We start from the raw sequence: 19,694 nt of genomic DNA, 5'->3' as shown, positions 1-19,694 counted from the left end.
AAATCGCCCATCTTGCGGTAAAATGCAATATTAGTCGTTCCTCACGGATGTAGAGTGGAGTCACACATGAATCACAGAATGCGTAGTCTTTTGATCCTTGGCCTCGGCCTCTTGCTCGGCATCTCGCTCGCGCTGGGGCGGGGTGTCCTTGCCCAGCGCGAAGAGGCGCAGGCGGCTTCGCCGCTGCCTCTCGAGGAGCTGCGCACCTTTACCGAGGTATTCGCCAAGATCAAGAGCGACTATGTCGAACCCGTTGAAGATAAGGTACTGCTGGAAAGCGCCGTGCGCGGGATGTTGGCAGGCCTCGACCCGCATTCGAGCTATCTTGACAGCAACGCCTTCAAGGAATTGCAGATCGGCACGACCGGCGAATTCGGCGGCCTCGGTCTCGAGGTCGGCATGGAGAACGGCTTTGTGAAGGTCATCGCGCCGATTGATGACACGCCCGCCAGCCGCGGCGGCGTCCACGCCGGCGACCTCATCATCCGGCTCGACGACACCCCGCTACAAGGCATGGAACTCAATGACGCCGTCAAGCTCATGCGCGGCCCGGAGGGCTCCCAGATCACCCTCACCCTTCTGCGCAAGGGCGAGGAAAAGCCCCTCAGGATTACGCTGACCCGCGCCATCATCAAGGTCAAAAGCGTCAAGAGCCAAACCCTGGAGCCGGGATTCGCGTATCTGCGCATCTCGCAATTCCAGGCGCAGACCGGCCCGAATATGATCGAGGCGATAGACAAACTCAAAAAAGACAGCAACGGTGAGCTGAAGGGTCTGGTGCTCGATCTCCGCAATAATCCCGGCGGCGTGCTCAATGCCGCGGTGGCGGTGAGCGACGCCTTCCTGGAGAAGGGCCTGATCGTCTACACCGAGGGCCGCGTCAAGGATTCTCAATTCCGCTTCAACGCCACACCCGGAGACGTCCTGAAGGGTGCGCCCATAGTGGTGCTGGTCAACGGCGGTTCGGCCTCGGCCTCCGAGATCGTGGCGGGCGCCCTCCAGGATCAGAAGCGCGCCATCGTGATGGGCGCCAAGACATTCGGTAAGGGCTCGGTGCAGACCATCCTGCCGATGACCAATGACTCCGCTCTCAAGCTCACCACCGCGCGCTACTTCACGCCCAACGGCCGCTCCATCCAGGCCGAGGGCATCGTGCCGGATGTGGTTTTGGAAAACGTCAAGCTCGCCGCCACCGAGCAGTCCGGCATTGAGCTTATCAAGGAGTCGGATCTCACGCGCCACCTTATCAATAACAAGGGTCAGGACGGCAAGGCCGGCGCCGATGGCAAGGAGCAAGGCGAAAAGGGAGAGAGCAAAGGCGACGCTACCTCAGCGCCCGAGACCGGTGCTCCCGAAAAGCCCAAAGAACCTCTGTTGACCAGCGACTACCAACTCCATGAGGCGCTCACCCTGCTCAAGGGGCTTGCCATATTGCCGCAACGTTCAGCAAATTGAGTTTGCGGCCGTAAACCTAGGGAAACTCTGAAAATATATCATCAACCGCCAAGGCTCCAAGATCACCAAGAAAAAAGGCTTGAATTGAAGGAAAAATCTTGGCGTTCTTGGCGTCTTGGCGGTTCAACTCTATAGGACCCGCGATGACACAGGTGCTCGTTCCGCTTGCACAAGGTTGCGAAGAGCTTGAGGCCGTCACCATCATAGACCTGCTGCGCCGCGCCGACATCACGGTCGTGACGGCCGGGTTCGATGCCGGGCCGGTGCGTGGAAGCCGCGGTACGCGCCTGTTGCCCGATACCACGCTCGACGAAGCGCTCGAGCACGACTACGACATGGTGGTGCTACCCGGCGGCCAGCCTGGCGCAGACAATTTGAACAAAGACGCGCGCGTCCGTGAACTGTTAAAAAAGATGGCGAATAGCGGCAAATTCACCGCCGCTATCTGCGCCGCGCCCGCCGTACTCGCGCATGCCGGCCTGCTCAATGGCAAACGCGCGACCGGCTTTCCGGGCACACTGGAAATACTCGCGTCCTCCAACATCAGGATTGAAAATAATCCCGTGGTCAGGGACGGCAAGGTCATCACCTCGCGCGGCCCCGGCACGGCGATGGATTTCGCACTCGAACTGATCGAGGTATTGTCCGGAAAAGAAAAACGCACTCAGGTCGAAGCCGCCTTGCAGCGCACACTGCGTTGATCGCCTTTCTTGAAGCCAGCCGCGCCGGACTGTTTGGGCGCGGACACATCCTCCCCAATCTGCTCGCCGGAGTTATCGTCGGCGTAGTGGCGCTCCCCCTCGCCATGGCGTTTGCCATCGCCTCCGGCGCCAAACCGGAACAAGGCATCTATACCGCCGTGATCGCGGGCTTGCTCACTGCGGTGCTGGGCGGTAGCCGGATGCAAATCTCAGGCCCCACCGGGGCCTTCATCGTTATCCTCGCCGGTATTACAGCAAAATACGGCTTCGACGGCCTGCAACTCGCCACCTTGATGGCGGGCCTGATCCTCGTCGTAATGGGCCTCGCCAACCTGGGCGCGCTGATAAAATTCATTCCCAATCCGGTCGTGGTCGGCTTTACCACAGGCATCGCGGTCATCATCTGGGTGGGCCAGTGGAAGGATTTTTTCGGCCTGCATCCGCCATCCGCGGGAACACATTTTCACCAGAAGTTCTGGAGCCTGCTGCAAGCCTTGCCGCACCCGCATCTGGCGACCGCCGGCCTTGCGCTTACGGCGCTCGCGCTCGCGATCCTCACTCCGAAATTCATCAGGCGCGTCCCCGGCCCTCTCGTTGCCATGCTGGTAGTCACACTGCTGCAAGTGCTGTTTAAATTCGACGGTGTAGCGACCATCGGCAGTGTGTTCGGCGGCCTGGCCCAGGGCCTGCCCGAGTTCAAGCTGCCGCAAGTCAGCTTTACGCATATCATCGAGCTCATCGGGCCGGCCTTCACCATTGCGATGCTGGGCGCGATTGAATCATTGCTCTCGGCAGTCGTGGCCGACGGCATGACCGGCACACGGCATAATTCCAATCAGGAGCTGACCGGGCTGGGGCTGGCCAACATGGTGACCCCGCTGTTCGGCGGCTTCGCCGCCACCGGCGCCATCGCCCGCACCGCCACCAACATCCGCAACGGCGCCACAAGCCCGCTCGCCGGCATCACCCACTCGGCGGTCTTGCTGCTCATCCTGCTGGCACTCGCGCCATATGCCGCTTACATCCCCATGTGCGCGCTCGCCGCCATTCTGTTTGTGGTGGCCTATAACATGAGCGAGCTGCGCCACTTTGCACATCTGGTGAAGAGCAGCCCGCGCAGCGATGTCGCCGTGTTGCTGATTACATTTTTTCTCACCGTATTTGTGGATCTGGTGATTGCGGTCAATGTCGGCGTGATCCTGGCCGCATTGCTGTTCATGAAGCGCATGGCGGAGTCGGTGCGCATCGAAGGCATCAACAGCGAGGAAATCGCTACCCTGTTGCCGGATTACTGCGTGATCGGCATTCCCAAAGGCGTGCAAATCTATTCCATCGACGGGCCGTTTTTTTTCGGCGCCGCCGAAACCTTCGAGAACACGATGATGGAGTTAAACGGTGACATCAGGGTATTGATCATCCGCCTGGCACGCGTCCCGTTCGTCGATGCCACCGCGATGCAAACCTTCCACGAGATGATCGAGCTGTTTCAGAATAAGCACAAACGCATCATCATCTGCGAGGCCAATGAACGCGTGACCAGAAAGCTGACCCAGGCCGGCATCCTAGATCAGCTGGGCGCAGAGAATGTCTATCCCGATTTGCTGGCGGCGTTGAATGCTGCGGAGAAACACTAGAGCTGATTAAAACCGTTCATGACGAGTAGCTCGCGGTATTCGTAGGACCGGCTAGGCATTTGTCGTAACCCAAAATATCCCAAAGCATCTAAGAACTTATCCATAAATAATTTACCGCAGAGGGCGCAGAGGAATCAAGAAGGATTTGTTTCTCCTCCGCGTCCTCCGCGGTGAAGCTTTTTCACCGCAAGGGACACAGGGGAACTATTTATGGATATGCTCTAAGTATCAGCCCCGTTATTCCGCCCCCTGACAAGGCACACAATTATTTGCATTCGTTTTGAAAATGTCGCTTAATAAATGGGGTAGATTGACATTAACCTGGCAATTGACCCCATTAAACAAAGGAGTTGAACATGGATATCTTGTGGACTGTTGCTGTAGTTCTGTTGATTCTATGGGCATTAGGGCTGGTCACCTCCTACACCATCGGCGGGTTTATCCATATCCTCTTGGTGATCGCCATCATTGTGGTACTGATTCGAATCATCCAGGGCCGCAGGCCTTTATAGTTTTATGGAATCTCTGATAAATCAGAGATTCCTCGGATCCACCTGATTTCAAAATTAATCAAGGAGACTGTGTATGAAATCGGCGACCATGATCGGTATCATTCTTATCGTACTGGGGGTTGTTGCACTCGCCTACCAGGGAATTACCTACACGACCCAAGAGAAGGTCATTGACATTGGCCCCATCGAGGCCACTGCAGAAACCGAGAAGACGATCCCGCTCCCGCCTGTTTTAGGCGTATTGGCGCTGGCAGGAGGAATCGTACTGGTTGTGGTAGGAGCAAAAAAACCGTAGTAGTTTAAAAGTGAAATCGCCGCGTACCCAAAGCCTGAATCTGTGGTATAATTATTTTGCTGTTTGCATGACGGCCGGATAACTACTCCGGCTGTCTTCTGTAGTCCCGAAATGGTGGCTCATCCATGGGCCGCACGCAGCTTGTTCTTCAACCGTCGGCAGTACAATCGCCCGTTTATCTCGTGTCCATCCCATTTCCAAGGAGCATACGATGCATTACAACATCCATTTTCGCAGTCTCTCCAGCAGCTTCCGGCATATTGTGGCGCATATCGTCATCACGCTGCTGGCCATTGGAATGGCTTTTTACTTGCCAGTGGCTGCCAAATACATTCTTTACTATTGGTGGCCCAAAGTGGAATACGATTCCCATTTACTGGTCATCACAGAGATCGGCTTTGCCGCCGTCCTGGTCATGCTGTTTAATATTTCCATAATTGCCTTGGACGGACGGCGCAACTTGCGGATGAATAAGATCGCCTCGCTGGTGTATGCGCGCGAAAAAACCGGCTGGTTTTCCCGTCGGGGCGAGCGTGCCTTGCGCAAGAAATTTCTTTGCGCGCGGGATGTCTCGATTTTTTCCATCACCGGCTATGATACGTTCAGCTCGGAAAATTGCATGCTTCAGCAGCCCTTGGAACACAGCTACGAAATCCGGGTGATGCTGATGAATCCGAATGGCGAGGGCGCTATCAAGCGCGTCAACTCCCTGGACAACCCGGAATCACTGCTGGAAACCTACCGCAGTGAAATCGAGATCAGCATCGCCTATTTGAAGAAGCTGAGCGCCGCAGGCAAGAAGATCTCCCTCAAGTTCTATGACGACCCGCCGTTCTGGAAGCTGGTGGTGACGGGCGAATATGTATGGGTGCAGTATTGCCATGACGGCTATGAGGTCAAGAACCAGCCGGAATACGTATTCGCCCTGCAGCGGGACTACCCTACCCGCGGCTTCTTTGCCCCCTTCTATATGTACTTTCTCGACCAGTGGAATGATCCCCGTCATCCTGAGTACAGCCTGGAAACGGATGAGTTGGTTTACCGCAACGCGGAAGGCAATGAAATCAGGCGGGTCGCTTTCGGCCGGACAGAGGAGGGGCAAATTGAGCGGCACGTTAAGGACTGCGGTCCGCAAGTCCGCAGGCTGGGTTGAGAAAAGAAATCCGGCCTTCGCCGCTGCAAAATATAACCGCAGAGATCGCAGAGGAGGTGCGTTATTTCATGCCCCCCAAACACCTCCGCGTCCTCAGCGGTAAGTTTTAATCAGTTAATCCCGTCCGCCCGACCACGAACGGATCAGGAGCAAGGCGCCGATGCCACCGAGCAGCCAGGTGAGCACGGGCGCATTGCCGATCATCATCGGGGCATAACCGTCCAAACCTTTAATCACTGCGGCGCTGATAATAAAGGCCGCGCCTATCGTGGCGGTATAGCCGCGGGCCATGGCCTGCCGCATCTCACGGCGGATCTCATTAAGTTCCTTCGATTTCCATTCGATTTGCAGTTTGCCGTCACGCGCCTGTTCCAGGACTTCATGCACCAGTAGAGGAATATCGGGCATCTTTTCCGCCCACTGCGGGGCATTCTCGCGGATGGCGCGCAATAAGGCGCGTGTTCCGACCTGTTCGCTCATCCAGCGTTCCAAGATCGGCTTCGAGGTAACCCACAGGTCCAGCTCGGGATACAGTCGCCGGCCCAACCCTTCGATGTTGAGCAAGGTTTTTTGCAGCAGCACCAGTTGCGGCTGCACTTCCATATTAAAGCGGCGCGCCGTTTGAAACAGACGCAGCAACAACTGCCCGAAGGAGATGTCCTTCAGCGGGCGTTCAAAAATCGGTTCACACACGGTACGCATGGCGGATTCAAACTCATCTACTCGCGTAGTAGACGGCACCCAGCCTGCATCTACGTGCAACTGCGCGACGCGGCGGTAGTCCCGGTTGAAAAAGGCCAGAAAGTTCTCCGCGAGATAGCGTTGATCCGCCGGGCTGAGCGTACCCATGATACCGAAGTCCACCGCGACGTATTGGCCCTTGGGCGAGACGAAGATGTTGCCGGGGTGCATGTCGGCGTGAAAGAAACTGTGACGGAAGACTTGAGTAAAAAATATTTCCACGCCATGTTCGGACAGTTCCTTGAGGTTGATGCCTGCCGCGCGCAGCCCGGCGACATCACTGATAGGGATGCCGTAAATCCGTTCCATGACCATGACGTCGCGGCGCGCCAATGGCCATTCGATTTCCGGTACATAGAGCAACGTGGAACCCAGCCAGTTGCGGCGTAACTGGCTGGCGTTGCCCGCCTCGCGCAGCAGGTCGAGTTCATCGAGTATGGTCTTTTCGTACTCCGCGACTATTTCGCGCGGCCGCAGACGTTTTCCCTGTGACCAGTAACGCTCGGCCAACTCGGCGAGGGCGTAAAGCAGGCTCACATCGCGGCGGATCACCTTTTCGATCTGCGGACGCACCACCTTGACAACCACCTCGCGGCCGCCGAACAGGCGCGCGAGATGAACTTGTGCGATGGAGGCGGAGGCAAAGGGCGTCTCCTGAAATTCCTGAAACACCTCGCTCAAGGGTTTCCCGTAGGCCTGCTCGATGATGGCTCGCGCCTGATCGCCGGGGAAGGGCGGCACTTGATCCTGAAGCAGAGCAAGTTCCTTGGCGATGTCTTCCGGCAATAAATCGGGGCGGGTGGAGAGCATTTGCCCGAACTTGACGAACACCGGTCCGAGGTCTTCGAGGGCGCGGCGGATGCGCACCGCGCGCGGCGGCAGATCGCCGCGCACCCAGTACCACGGGGCAAAATAAAGCAAAAAACGCAGCGGGCGGAACAGATGGGTGGCGAGGATGATTTCGTCCAGCCCATGCCGCAGCAAGACACGATTGATATAAAACAGGCGGAAAAACTGGCCGGGGCGTATCACGTTTTTTTATCCGTCGCAGCTTCCAGGCGGCGCCGCAGGCGCGCCACCCGTTGCTCCAGGCGTTCGACATCATCGCGCAAGGTATCCACCGCGCCGATAAAGTTCCGCACGTCGTCCGGGCGCGGCAGGTTGTACGCTTCCTCCTGTTGATACTCGGCGAAATCCTGGCCGAGCCTGGCGGCGGCTTGCCGGCCCCAGCCCTGCACGGCGCGCGCCGCGTTACCGAGTTTGTGGGCCAACAGGTCGCCCACGAACCCTGCGAGATGTTCCTCCCAATCTATCTCGACGGCGTCGAGGATCTGCTTGAAGCGCTGTCCCAACTCGACGTCGCCGCTGATCCGTATCTCGCCCAAGGCCAACGCCGCACGGGCCTCGCGGCTGTCACTCTGCAGGCTCCCCATGCGTAATAGCGCCCACGGCGCACCACGCAATGTCGCATCGGGAACGCCCGCATAATCCGCAAGGATGCGGACCCCATCCGGCTCCGGCGCAAGGTATATTGTCCGCTCCAGGCCTTCCAATTCGACCGCGATGACCTTGCCGGAGAGAGCGGCGAAACGCGACGGGGTATCTGGGTCGAGATTGAGATAGCGGTTCAGTGCGCCTTCCAAGGCGCGTATGTGCACTGGCTGGGGGATGTTCATGCGTGTTGGGTAGGTTCGGGCAGTGGGACTCAGAACTTATAACCCTTGTGCAAGGCCACGATGCCGCCACTCAGATTGTAGTAATCACAGCGCTCAAAACCTGCGCCCTGCATCATCGCTTTTAAGGCTTCTTGATTTGGATGCATGCGGATGGACTCGGCGAGATAGCGGTAGCTATCCGCGTCGCGTGCGATCAGTTTGCCCATCAGAGGGAGGACCTTGAACGAGTATAGATCATACAGGGGTTGCAGGCCGGGGATGCTGGGTTTGGAAAACTCCAGTATCAACGCACGGCCGCCCGGCTTCAACACCCTGCAGATCGCAGCCAGGGCGCGTTCCTTATGAGTCACATTGCGCAGCCCGAAGGCCATGGTGACACAGTCGAAATAGTCATCGGGAAAAGGCAGGCATTCGGCATCGGCCTGGAGATATTCAATATTAGCCACCACTCCGCGATTCACCAACCGCTCACGCCCTTCCCGCAACATGGCGGCATTGATGTCGGCGAGCATCACTTGACCTTGCATCCCCACGCGATCCGCGAGTTTTGCGGCCAGGTCACCGGTACCACCGGCGAGATCCAGCACGCGCTCCCCTGCCCTGACACCACTCACGTCAATAGTGAAGCGTTTCCACAAGCGATGGATGCCGAACGACATGACATCGTTCATCAGGTCGTACCTGGCCGCCACCGATCCGAACACACCGGCGACCCGCTCCGCCTTTTCCTCGATGGGGACTTGTTGATAGCCGAAGTGGGTGGTGTCTCGTTCGCTCATGCTTCTTTGCGCGTGTGACCTGCCCGCTGCAGCCGTTCCAGATAGGCCTGCCATTTTTCCTGCCGATGTGCACCGAGCTCATAGAGCAGATCCCACGAATAAAGCCCCGTGTTGTGGCCGTCATCGAAATGCAGGCGCACCGCATAGCTGCCGACCGGGTCTATGGCGCTGATGTTGACCTGCTCCTTGCCCACCTGCAACACCTCCTGACCGGGGCCGTGACCGCGCACCTCCGCCGAGGGCGAATACACGCGCAGGTACTCGCAGGGCAGATCGAAACGGGCGCCGTCGTCGAAGCTGATCTCCAGCATGCGCGATTTTTGATGCAGTTTAATTTCAGTGGGACGCATAGATACAGATACAAGAGAAAAGATACAAGAGAAAAGTACAAAACTTTATCCCTCTTGTATCTTGTATCTTTCCTCTTGTATCAGCCTTCAAAGTATATACCTGCTCAGATCCGCGATTTTTGGTGCAGCTTGATTTCAGTGGGGCGCATAGGTACAGATACAAGAGAAAAGATACAAGAGAAAAGTACAAACTTTATCCCTCTTGTATCTTGTATCTTTCCTCTTGTATCAGCCTTCAAAGTATATACCTGCTCAAATCCTCATTCTCTGCCAGTTCGCGGAGATGTTCGTCCACGTATGCGGCGTTGATCTCGAAGCTCTGACCCGCTTGCTCTGACGCACCGAAGGAGATCGTCTCCAGCAGACGCTCCATCACCGTATGCAGCCGGCGTGCGCCGATGTTCTCGGTGCGCTCGTTGACCTGCCAGGCGATCTCGGCGAGGCGGGAAATGCCGTCCGGCGTGAAACTCAAGTGTACACCCTCGGTCGCCAACAGCGCGCTGTATTGCTCAGTAAGTGAGGCGTCCGGCTCGGTCAAAATACGCACAAAATCCTGCGCGCCCAGCGCATCCAGTTCGACACGTATCGGCAGGCGGCCCTGCAATTCGGGGATGAGATCGGAGGGCTTGGAAAGATGAAACGCGCCCGATGCGATGAACAGAATATGATCGGTCTTGACCATGCCGTACTTGGTGGACACCGTACTCCCTTCCACCAGCGGCAACAGATCGCGCTGCACGCCTTCGCGCGAGACATCCGCTCCCATACGTTCCGATCGCGAGGTGATCTTGTCTATCTCGTCTATGAATACGATGCCGTTCTGCTCGACGTTTTGTATGGCGCGGGTCTTGAGGGCCTCTTCATCTATGAGCTTGGCTGCCGCTTCATCGGTCAGCAATTTAAAAGCCTCCTTGACGCGCAGCTTGCGGGTACGGGTGCGGCTGCCGGCAAGATTTTGAAACATCCCCTGCAACTGACTGGTCATCTCCTCCATGCCGGGCGGCGCCATGATCTCCACGCCAATGGGAACGGCGCTGAGTTCGACCTCGATCTCACGCTCATCGAATTCGCCTTCGCGCAGTTTTTTGCGAAAGGTCTGGCGCGTAGACGACTCTTCCGCAACCACCGCCGCATCGGACGGAACAAAGGCCGGCTGGCGTGCGGGACGCAGCAGGATATCCAGGATGCGCTCCTCGGCGCTCTCCTCGGCGCGGTGCCGCACCTTTTTCATTTCTTCCTCGCGCGTCATCTTGATGGCGGTGTCCAGCAGGTCGCGGATGATGGATTCCACATCACGCCCCACGTAACCCACCTCAGTGAATTTGGTGGCCTCAACCTTGATGAACGGCGCGCTGGCCAGCTTGGCGAGGCGGCGCGCGACCTCGGTCTTGCCCACGCCGGTCGGACCGATCATCAGAATATTCTTGGGCGTGATCTCATTGCGCAAGTCCTCGCTGACCTGCCCGCGCCGCCAGCGGTTGCGGAGCGCAATCGCCACCGCACGCTTCGCCGCGCCCTGGCCGATGATGTGTTTGTCCAGTTCCTGGACGATTTCCTTAGGTGTCAGCATCGTCATAACGGTATAGACCAAAGCGGCCTACAACTCCTCTATCGTCAAATTCCGGTTGGTGTAAATGCAGATGTCCGCTGCAATCGCCATGCTCTTCTCCACAATGGTGCGGGCGTCGAAATCGGTGTTCTCGAGCAGCGCGCGCGCCGCCGCCTGGGCGAATTGGCCGCCCGAGCCGATGGCCATCAGGCTCTGCTCGGGCTCGATGACATCCCCGTTGCCGGAGATGATGAGCGAGGCGGTTTTGTCCGCGACCGCGAGCAAGGCCTCCAGGCGGCGCAGCATGCGGTCGGTACGCCAATCCTTGGCGAGCTCGACGGCGGAACGGGTGAGATTGCCCTGGTGTTTTTCCAGCTTGGCCTCAAAACGCTCGAACAGCGTGAAGGCGTCCGCGGTGCCGCCGGCAAAGCCGGCAATCACCTGGTCGTGATACAGCCTGCGCACCTTGCGCGCATTGCCCTTCATGACCGTGTTGCCCACGGTCACCTGACCGTCCCCGCCTATGACGACCTTGCCGTTACGCCGCACCGACAGGATGGTTGTACCGTGAAATTGTTCCACTGATTAGCCTCTATTGAGCCTTACTACGATGAAAAAAACATCACCGCAGAGGACGCGGAGGTGAAATTCATCATCCTAATCACATTCCTCCGCGTCCTCTGCGGTGAATATGTTTACTGATATTGGGCGCGGCAGGCCGTAATTCAACACAGCTTGCTACGGCAACAGTTTTTCGCCCGCAAACAGTTCCACCACCGTCTCGCGTGCGCGCACAAGGTGGTGCCGGGCGCCGTCCACGATCACCTCCGCCGCGCGCGGGCGGGTGTTGTAATTGGAGCTCATGCTCATACCATAGGCGCCCGCCGAAAAGATCGCCAGAAGATCGTTGCGTTGCACGTTCAAGCTGCGATCCCGGCCCAAAAAATCGCCGCTTTCGCACACCGGGCCGACCACATCATAGATCTGCGCCTCGGTCGCTCCCGGCGTCCTGCCTCCCGCGACACTAGTATGTCCCTGTACGTCGCCGGTACGCTCCTGCACCGGCCGGATGGCATGGTAGGCATTATACAGGGCGGGCCGTATGAGGTCGTTCGTGGCGGCGTCCACGATCACGAAGTTCTTGTGCCGGCTATGCTTTATATATTCGACCCGGGTCAACAAGATCCCGGCGTTGCCGGCGATGGCGCGTCCGGGCTCAATCAAAATTTGATAATCCCGGTTCCTGAGTTGCGGAAGCAATGCCGCGGCGTATTGCGCGGGCTCCAGCGGCGTCTCGTCCGAATACCGGATGCCCAGTCCGCCGCCGAGATCCAGATGGCGGAGTGCGATGCCATCATCCTCTAGCCTGTCCACCAGGGACAATACCCGCTCAAGAGCCTCCACAAAAGGCTCGACTTCGGTCAACTGCGAACCGATATGGCAGTCCACGCCCAGCACCTCGATGTGCTGCATCGCCGCAGCCCGCCGGTAGACCTCATGGGCGGCGGTAATGTCTATCCCGAACTTGTTTCCGGCGAGGCCGGTGGAGATATAAGGATGAGTGCGCGCGTCAATATCGGGATTCACGCGCAGCGAGACCGGCGCGCGCCGTCCCAGGCGTCCCGCGACCTCATTGAGACATTCCAGTTCGGCCTCGGACTCGACGTTGAAACACAGAATGCCAACCTCCAGGGCACGCTGCATCTCCATGCCGGTCTTGCCGACACCTGAAAAAATCACCTTGCCGGGATCGCCCCCCGCAGCCAGGACACGCTCCAGCTCTCCGCCCGAGACGATATCAAAGCCCGAACCCAGCCGCGCCAGCAGGTTGAGCACGGCGAGATTGGAGTTGGCCTTGACGGCGTAGCAGACCAGATGCCTGCACCCGGCAAACGCCTGATCGAAGGCGCGCCAGCGTTCCTCCATCGCCGCGCGCGAATAGACATAACACGGCGTGCCGTAGAGATCGGCGAGGACTCCAAGATCCACGTCCTCGGCGAACAGCCGGTTATTGCGATAGGTGAAGGGTTGCATATGGGATTATTCCACACCGGTCGAGGGCAGGAATCTTAAGGAAGCTCTGATCATGTTGAACCGCCAAGACGCCAAGAACGCCAAGACTTTTCTTTACAAATTCAAGCCTTTTTTCTTGGTGACCTTGGCGCCTTGGCGGTTGGCGATATATTTTTCAGAGTTTCCTTAAAGAAGACTCAAGGGGTTTGCTGGGGCTGCGGGTGCTGCTCAGGCAAATACAAATCGCCCTTCTGTCCACAACCGGCCTGAGCGCACAGAGTGAGTGCAGCAATGACCAGGGCCGTGAGGTATGTCTTGAGGTGAGCGTTCATTTTTATTCGCACCCACGATCCGTCAACGCTCCAGCCTGCACATGGGTACCGGATTCGGGACGAGAGCAGATCGGGTACCTGCCCGGAAGGCAGGACTTGATACTTGCTAAAGCAGGATTACTTCCCTGCGCACAAGCCTCACATTGAAGCTTGTGCTGTGACTATCAGGCGGGCCTTACGTTGGTCGCCTGCAGGCCCTTGGGCCCCTTGGTTGTTTCGAACTCGACGGTCTGGCCTTCGGTCAGAGTCTTAAAACCCTCGGCGGTAATGGCCGAGTAGTGAACGAACACGTCTTCGCTGCCATCCTTCGGTGAGATAAATCCAAAACCTTTGCTATCATTGAACCACTTCACAGTACCCAGACTCATGTTACTACCTCTTATTTATGGTTAAACTCAACAGGCTGCTCACCGTATCTCTCACCTTACAATGATGCACATACAAAACGCCTGCCTCCAAACTAAGCGCCCGTGAAGAAACCCTTATAGGCCCGGTCGGTCACGTCCGCTATAGGTGAGTTTAACGCTTTTCTTGCCTATGTCCAGCATTCTCAACAAATTTTTTATGCGCGCCTCACACCCCTCGCCCACGCGAAATGTGACAGAAACTTATACTGGTAGCTCTAAAGAGCGCAACCAGTGCGTATAAAACACCTCAGCGACTTTATGTAAGGCGTCTATCCTGGCGGACAGGTCTTGCACCATCTCCGCTTCGCTCTGCACACTCGGCGTACCGGCCAACAATTCCTTTCCGCCCGCGCGCGCCCATTCGCCCACCATCTCCGCCGTCATCTCGACATGGCACTGCAGGGCGAGGATGTTGCCCGCCACGAAACCCTGCTGAGCGCAGTAGCGGCTGGTGAGGATAGGCGCGGCGCCCTCGGGCAATGTGAACGTCTCGCCGTGCCAATGAAATACCTCGAAGTGTTCAGGCAAATCTCCGAGCCAGTCTCGTGCCGCCTCATTTTCGACGCGTTGCACAGGGTGCCAGCCGATCTCTTTGACGGGATTGACAGTCACCTCGCCGCCGAGCGCCTTACTGATGAGCTGCCCGCCCAGGCAATGCCCCAGTAGCGGCAGTCCGGCTTCAGCGGCGCGGCGGATGAGACCGAGCTCTTGCTTGATCCATGGCAGGTCATCGTTGACGCTCATCGGCCCGCCCATGAAGACCAGGCCGGAAGTATCCTCCAGGCGTGGAGGGACATCCTCAGCCGCATCAATGCGGATCAGCTCATACGGGATTTTGCGCTGATCCAGAAAATGCGCGAAATAACCCGGCCCTTCGGTGGGAAAATGGCGGAAGATACGCAGCGGTTTCACTCAAGACTCCATAACATTGCCGGCCGAATAAATTCGGCCCTACGACATGTCGCCCTTCATAGGGTAGGGCCGAATTTATTCGGCCGGCGCCTGCGTCATTGACCTACAATATCTCCTTTCATAGGGCCGAGTATACCCAACAGATCGTCCTGCTCCTTCTTCGCCACCTTGAACTTATCCAATGCCTTGACCAGATCCTCGACCACGGCGTTAAAATCCGCGTCGGTTATGGCCATGCCCTTGTGCGTGGTCTTCATGTCACGCCCCTTGTACTTGCAGGGGCCGCCGCTGCCTTCACAGATCTGGTCAACCATCATGGCCTTAAAATGGGTGAGGTCGGTTTTGGCAAAGTAGTGATTGATGCGCTGGTCGCCGCCCACAATACCCGTAAACTCCGCGACCACGGCCTTGATGGCCTTCTTGCCGCCCAGCCGGTCATACAGACTGGCGCTCCCGGCGGCATAGACATAAGGCGCCAGGCCCACGCTCAGCACCAGCAGCAGCATCACCGGCTTGAATCTTTTGACGTTATACATCACGATGTCCTCCTATAGGTTATAAACCAACTTGAGGCCGCAAACATAATCCGTTTCGAGCCGTGTGATAAGTAACCACTCTTTGGTGGGATAGGTACTTTTCGGTGCATCTTTATGAACGCAAACGTTAAAAAAATTTTGCAGCCTGCCGCGAAACAACCGCCCGTGAGCAGAATCATCGAGGATGTCGTCGGCTGTAAATGGTCCTTGACGGTGTTGCAACTGGTGCGCCAAGGAGTTCATCGGCCCGGCGCGATGGAGCGCAGCGTGGAGGGGCTCACGCCCAAGGTGTTGAACCAGCGCCTGCGTAAGCTGGTCACCTACGGGATATTCCGGCGCAGTGAGTTTCCCGAAATCCCGCCGCACGTCGAATACACACTGACCCCCTTTGGCACGCGATTTGTATCTATCCTTGACGCCATCGAGGAGCTGGAGAAGGAAGCCGGCTCGCGGGGCTGACACAAGCCGTAGGGAGAGACATGCGATTTATCAAGATAGCGGGAATACTGGCTGCGCTCAGCAGCCTGCCGGCGACGGCGGGTGACATCATGATGCTGGGGCTGTTCAAGGACAAGGCCGTGGTCAGCATCAACGGCAAACAACGCAGCCTCGCGCCGGGACAAACCAGCCCGGAGGGCGTCACCCTCATATCCGCCAGCAGCAACGGCGCGGTGCTGGAGGTGGAAGGCAAGCGCCGCAGCTATCCGCTGGGCAGCCAGGTCAACACTCGACTCGCCGCGTCCAAACACACCGCCGTTCAGGTTTATCCCAATCCGGCGGGCATGTACACCACGGTCGGCAGCATCAACGGCCTGCCGGTGAATTTTCTGTTGGATACCGGCGCGACCTTCATCGCCATGAACGCCAACGAGGCTAAACGGCTGGGGCTAAGCTACCGTCTCGACGGCCAGCGCACGGCGGTGAACACCGCCTCAGGCATGGCGGAGGCTTTTATGATCAAACTCGCCAAGGTCAAGGTCGGTGAGATCGAGTTACGCGATGTTGACGCTGCGGTCATCGCCGGCGACAGCCCCACCGAGGTGTTGCTGGGTATGTCGTTCCTGGGAAAACTGGAGATTCAGCACAAAGAAAAAATAATGGAATTACGAAAGAAGAATTAGATTAATTTAATATAACCGCAGAGGACGCAGAGCAGTAAGATCAAAGATAATTTAATTTACTCTCCGCGTCCTCCGCGGTGAGGTCTTTTATGTATTCTATACTGGACTGGGCTATCGCATCTTTCCCCAGGACAGGCTTGACCGACCTACGACAGCTAATGCGGCAAAGCGGCCGCCTCCACTATCTTATCCCGCTCGATCATCGCATAGGCCGAGTGGTTGTGGATGGATTCGAAATTCTCGGATTCCACCACATAGGCTTCAATCCGTTCATCTTGATTGAACACGGCGGCGATGTCGCGCACCATGTCTTCCACAAACTTCGGATTGTCGTAAGCGCGTTCGGTGACGTACTTTTCATCGGGGCGTTTGAGCAGGCCGTACAGCTCGCAAGACGCCTGTTTTTCGACCATGTCTATCAGCTCTTCGATCCAGACGAACCCCTGTATGCGCACCTGCACGGTGACGTGCGAGCGCTGGTTGTGCGCGCCGTAGCGGGAGATTTCCTTGGAGCAGGGGCATAAACTGGTGACCGGCACCTGTACCTTGATGGTAAGGCCGGTTTTTTTATTCACCACCTCGCCGGTAAACGTCACCTCGTAGTCCATCAGGCTCTGCACGCCCGACACCGGCGCGGCCTTATTCACAAAATAAGGGAAGCTCATCTCGATGTGGCCGGATTCGGCATTCAGTAGCTCGGTCATTTCGTGCAGCATGTCCTTGAAGGAGGCCACCGAGATCTCGCGTTCGTGTTTGTTGAGGATCTCCACAAAGCGCGACATGTGCGTGCCCTTGAAATTGTGCGGCAGGTTCACGTACATGTTGAAGTTGGCGATGGTGTGCTGCTCGCCGCCGGTGCGGTCGCGCACCCGCACCGGGTGACGGATGTCCTTGATGCCCACCTTGTTGATGGCGATGCGGCGCGTATCCGCGGTTCCCTGCACGTCGGCGATGGGGAGAATATTGTCCGGCTTGGTTGCGATTTTCATACGGCTGTATCCTCTTGGACGCGCGCCCGCCTTGGTTTGACTTCTTGGGAACTCTGAAAAAGTCATCCATGACATTTTTCAGAGACGAAAAACGAAAAATGCGATTTTCGTTTTTCTCCATTACTCAATCGCTTAATGCGATTGAGTAATGGCAATACATCCCTGTATCGCGGGAACCTCTGATTTAATCAGAGGTTCCCCTTCGACCGCCTCGTCGCTGTAACGCACGCAGGCGCGATCCGTCTCCCACAGCGTGACGGCGCTCACCCGCACGCGCGGATTATTGAGACGCTGCGACAGACCCTGATAAAAATAGGCGGCTATGTTTTCCGCGGTCGGATTGACCTTGTCAAACGGCTCGATGTCGTTCAAATAGTGATGGTCGAGCCGTTGGGCGAGTGCGCGGGTCGCCTCTTTGATGACCTTGAAATCCAAGCCCATGCCCACCTCATCCAAGTGCCGCGCGATGACCTCGACCTCCACCTTCCAGTTGTGGCCGTGCATGCGGCTGCAGTCGCCGGGGTAGTCACGCAGGGTGTGGGCGCTGGCGAAATCGGTCAGAATCTTGAGGGTGTACAGGGCGGCCATAATTGTTGACTATTTTACTATGGTTTTGACCGCCGGGAAAGCCTGTGGTTCTGTCTCATAACGGGCATCAATCGCCCGAATGATGCCCTCAGCGTCCAAGCCGCAGCCCGCGAGCAATTCCGCGCGGGCGCCCTGTTCGATAAAGGTATCAGGCAGGCCGAGGTGCAGGAGGGGCGTGCTATGTCCTTGACTTATCAGGCATTCATTCACCGCGCTGCCCGCACCGCCCACCACCGCGTTTTCTTCAACAGTGACCAGCAGCTCATAACGACCGGCGATCTCGGTTAGCAAGGCTTCGTCCAAAGGCTTCACAAAGCGCATATTGACCACCGTCGCATCCAGTTGTTCGGCGGCATCCAGGGCCGGCTTCAACATGCCGCCAAAGGCCAGCAGCGCCAGCCGCTTACCCTGCCGGCGCACCTCCGCCTTGCCGATGGGCAACGCCTGCATGGCGGCCTGTACGGCGGCGCCCGGACCCGCGCCGCGCGGATAACGCACCGCCGCGGGGCCGTCGTGCAAAAACCCGGTATAGAGCATCTGGCGGCATTCGTTTTCGTCGCTGGGCGCCATGATGAGCATATTGGGGATGCAGCGCAGATAGGAAAGATCAAAACTGCCCGCGTGGGTGGGGCCGTCGGGACCGACCAGTCCGGCGCGGTCTATAGCGAACAGCACGGGGAGATTCTGCAAGGCGACGTCGTGGATGAGCTGGTCGTAGGCGCGCTGCAGGAAGGTCGAGTAGATCGCCACGACCGGTTTTAAGCCCGCGCAGGCGAGACCGGCGGCAAAGGTCACGGCATGCTGCTCGGCGATGCCCACATCGAAATAGCGCTGGGGGTGACGCTTGGCGAATTCCACCAGCCCGGAACCCTCGCACATGGCGGGCGTGATGCCGACGAGGCGTTCATCGCACGCCGCCATGTCGCACAGCCAGTCGCCGAATACCTGCGTATAGCTTGGCTTGCCGCCCGGCCCGGAGAGCGGCTCGCCGCTCTCGGGATCAAAGGCGGTGACGCCATGATAGCCGCACGGGTCCGCCTCGGCGGGCGAATAGCCCTTGCCCTTCCGGGTGGCCACGTGCAGAAACTGAGGACCCTTGAGCGAGCGCAGATTGCGCAGGGTCTTAATGAGGCTGTGCAGATCATGGCCGTCGATCGGGCCGATGTAATTGAAACCCAGCTCTTCGAACAGGGTGCCCGGCGTGACCATGCCCTTCATGTGCTCCTCGGCGCGGCGCGCCAGCTCTTCGATGTGAGGCATGCCCGCGAGCACCTTCTTGCCGCCCTCGCGCACCGAGGCGTAAAACCGGCCCGACAATACGCGCGCCAGATAGTTGGACATGCCGCCCACGTTCTGCGAGATGGACATGTCGTTGTCGTTGAGGATCACCAGCAGATTGGCGCCGAGATCGCCGGCATGGTTCAAGGCCTCGAAGGCCATGCCCGCGGTGAGCGCGCCGTCGCCTATCACCGCGACGATTTTGTGCTCGTCCTCGCCCCGCGTCTTGGCAGCCATCGTCATGCCCAGCGCCGCGCTGATAGAGGTGCCCGCATGACCTACGCCGAAGGTGTCGTAAGGGCTTTCGCCGCGGCTGGGAAAGCCCGCGATCCCGCCTTTTTGCCTGAGCTTCGCCATCGCCTCACGCCGGCCGGTGAGGATCTTGTGCGGATAACTCTGATGACCGGTATCCCAGACCAGCAGATCCCGCGGCGTGTCGTAGACGTAGTGCAAGGCAATCGCCAACTCGACCGTCCCCAGGCCCGCCGCGAGATGGCCGCCCGTGCGCCCCACGGATTCAATCAGAAACGCGCGCAGCTCGGCGGCAAGCGCGACCAGCTCCGCCTCGCTCAATGTGCGCAGATCGTGCGGGCTATGGATGCGGGGGAGTAACGGATCGGTCATGAGGCGGTTTCAATGAGATAAATTGTTGATGATGGAGGGTCGCCGCGGG

General features: G+C 58.0%; 21 protein-coding genes. 8 read left to right on the top strand and 13 right to left on the bottom strand.

Translation table 11 applies throughout. The annotated features are described in order from the left end of the window. Positions 1 to 66 precede the first annotated feature (66 nt). From HY028_07025 to HY028_07000, 6 genes are all read left to right on the top strand, one after another. Positions 67 to 1,455: a S41 family peptidase gene (locus HY028_07025; GenBank protein ID MBI3344589.1), complete on the top strand. Its 1,389-nt coding sequence runs from the start codon at positions 67 to 69 to the stop codon at positions 1,453 to 1,455. Between the two features lie 143 nt (positions 1,456 to 1,598). Beyond that, positions 1,599 to 2,156: a DJ-1/PfpI family protein gene (locus HY028_07020; protein MBI3344588.1), complete on the top strand. Its 558-nt coding sequence runs from the start codon at positions 1,599 to 1,601 to the stop codon at positions 2,154 to 2,156. Further along, positions 2,153 to 3,790 carry an STAS domain-containing protein gene (locus HY028_07015; GenBank protein MBI3344587.1) on the top strand — a complete coding sequence of 546 codons (1,638 nt, stop codon included), beginning with the start codon at positions 2,153 to 2,155 and terminating at the stop codon, positions 3,788 to 3,790. The genes HY028_07020 and HY028_07015 overlap by 4 nt, the downstream gene beginning before the upstream one ends. 362 nt (positions 3,791 to 4,152) lie before the next feature. Then, positions 4,153 to 4,302 carry a lmo0937 family membrane protein gene (locus HY028_07010; GenBank protein MBI3344586.1) on the top strand — a complete coding sequence of 50 codons (150 nt, stop codon included), beginning with the start codon at positions 4,153 to 4,155 and terminating at the stop codon, positions 4,300 to 4,302. Between the two features lie 73 nt (positions 4,303 to 4,375). Next, positions 4,376 to 4,597, top strand: coding sequence for a DUF3185 domain-containing protein (locus HY028_07005; GenBank protein ID MBI3344585.1), 222 nt, complete (start codon positions 4,376 to 4,378; stop codon positions 4,595 to 4,597). A gap of 211 nt (positions 4,598 to 4,808) precedes the next feature. Continuing rightward, positions 4,809 to 5,750, top strand: coding sequence for a hypothetical protein (locus HY028_07000; protein ID MBI3344584.1), 942 nt, complete (start codon positions 4,809 to 4,811; stop codon positions 5,748 to 5,750). Positions 5,751 to 5,864: 114 nt separating this feature from the next. Here the strand turns inward: HY028_07000 and ubiB are convergent, their stop codons facing one another. The 10 genes from ubiB to HY028_06950 all read right to left on the bottom strand — a co-directional run bounded on the left by ubiB (position 5,865) and on the right by HY028_06950 (position 15,045). Continuing rightward, a complete protein-coding gene (gene ubiB / locus HY028_06995; GenBank protein MBI3344583.1) occupies positions 5,865 to 7,523 on the bottom strand; it encodes a ubiquinone biosynthesis regulatory protein kinase UbiB in 1,659 nt (552 codons plus the stop codon). Continuing rightward, positions 7,520 to 8,167, bottom strand: a complete 648-nt coding sequence (locus HY028_06990) for an SCP2 sterol-binding domain-containing protein (protein ID MBI3344582.1) — start codon at positions 8,165 to 8,167, stop codon at positions 7,520 to 7,522. The genes ubiB and HY028_06990 overlap by 4 nt, the downstream gene beginning before the upstream one ends. Positions 8,168 to 8,196: 29 nt before the next feature. Beyond that, positions 8,197 to 8,946, bottom strand: coding sequence for a bifunctional demethylmenaquinone methyltransferase/2-methoxy-6-polyprenyl-1,4-benzoquinol methylase UbiE (gene ubiE / locus HY028_06985; protein MBI3344581.1), 750 nt, complete (start codon positions 8,944 to 8,946; stop codon positions 8,197 to 8,199). After that, positions 8,943 to 9,296, bottom strand: coding sequence for a DUF971 domain-containing protein (locus tag HY028_06980; GenBank protein MBI3344580.1), 354 nt, complete (start codon positions 9,294 to 9,296; stop codon positions 8,943 to 8,945). Before HY028_06980 ends, ubiE begins: the two co-directional genes overlap by 4 nt. Positions 9,297 to 9,531: 235 nt before the next feature. Continuing rightward, the gene (gene hslU / locus HY028_06975) at positions 9,532 to 10,872 is read right to left on the bottom strand and encodes an ATP-dependent protease ATPase subunit HslU (GenBank protein MBI3344579.1); all 1,341 of its coding nucleotides are present in this window, start codon (positions 10,870 to 10,872) and stop codon (positions 9,532 to 9,534) included. Positions 10,873 to 10,893: 21 nt separating this feature from the next. Then, the gene (gene hslV, locus HY028_06970; protein ID MBI3344578.1) at positions 10,894 to 11,427 is read right to left on the bottom strand and encodes an ATP-dependent protease subunit HslV; all 534 of its coding nucleotides are present in this window, start codon (positions 11,425 to 11,427) and stop codon (positions 10,894 to 10,896) included. 156 nt (positions 11,428 to 11,583) lie between these two features. Beyond that, positions 11,584 to 12,879, bottom strand: a complete 1,296-nt coding sequence (gene lysA, locus HY028_06965; GenBank protein MBI3344577.1) for a diaminopimelate decarboxylase — start codon at positions 12,877 to 12,879, stop codon at positions 11,584 to 11,586. Between the two features lie 475 nt (positions 12,880 to 13,354). Further along, positions 13,355 to 13,558, bottom strand: a complete 204-nt coding sequence (locus tag HY028_06960) for a cold-shock protein (protein ID MBI3344576.1) — start codon at positions 13,556 to 13,558, stop codon at positions 13,355 to 13,357. 240 nt (positions 13,559 to 13,798) lie between these two features. Then, a complete protein-coding gene (locus HY028_06955) occupies positions 13,799 to 14,509 on the bottom strand; it encodes a type 1 glutamine amidotransferase (protein MBI3344575.1) in 711 nt (236 codons plus the stop codon). A 95-nt stretch (positions 14,510 to 14,604) separates the two neighbouring features. Further along, a complete protein-coding gene (locus HY028_06950; GenBank protein MBI3344574.1) occupies positions 14,605 to 15,045 on the bottom strand; it encodes a group 1 truncated hemoglobin in 441 nt (146 codons plus the stop codon). 114 nt (positions 15,046 to 15,159) lie between these two features. Between HY028_06950 and HY028_06945 the strand changes: the two genes are divergently transcribed. Both HY028_06945 and HY028_06940 read left to right on the top strand, forming a co-directional pair. Then, on the top strand, positions 15,160 to 15,504 hold the full coding sequence (locus HY028_06945) for a helix-turn-helix transcriptional regulator (protein ID MBI3344573.1): 345 nt from the start codon (positions 15,160 to 15,162) through the stop codon (positions 15,502 to 15,504). Between the two features lie 20 nt (positions 15,505 to 15,524). Next, positions 15,525 to 16,166: a retroviral-like aspartic protease family protein gene (locus HY028_06940; GenBank protein ID MBI3344572.1), complete on the top strand. Its 642-nt coding sequence runs from the start codon at positions 15,525 to 15,527 to the stop codon at positions 16,164 to 16,166. Between the two features lie 155 nt (positions 16,167 to 16,321). Here HY028_06940 and HY028_06935 read toward each other — a convergent pair whose 3' ends face one another. From HY028_06935 to dxs, 3 genes are all read right to left on the bottom strand, one after another. Further along, positions 16,322 to 17,155 (bottom strand): GTP cyclohydrolase I FolE2, encoded by an 834-nt coding sequence (locus HY028_06935; protein MBI3344571.1) that lies wholly within the window; start codon positions 17,153 to 17,155, stop codon positions 16,322 to 16,324. A gap of 132 nt (positions 17,156 to 17,287) precedes the next feature. Beyond that, entirely contained in the window at positions 17,288 to 17,743 is a 456-nt protein-coding gene (gene queD, locus HY028_06930) for a 6-carboxytetrahydropterin synthase QueD (protein MBI3344570.1), read from the bottom strand. A 9-nt stretch (positions 17,744 to 17,752) separates the two neighbouring features. Then, positions 17,753 to 19,645, bottom strand: a complete 1,893-nt coding sequence (dxs, locus tag HY028_06925; GenBank protein MBI3344569.1) for a 1-deoxy-D-xylulose-5-phosphate synthase — start codon at positions 19,643 to 19,645, stop codon at positions 17,753 to 17,755. Positions 19,646 to 19,694 lie beyond the last annotated feature (49 nt).

The sequence above is a fragment of the Gammaproteobacteria bacterium genome, from assembly GCA_016195665.1.
GTDB lineage: Bacteria > Pseudomonadota > Gammaproteobacteria > SURF-13 > SURF-13 > JACPZD01.
This window is presented reverse-complemented; position numbering and strand designations above follow the sequence as displayed.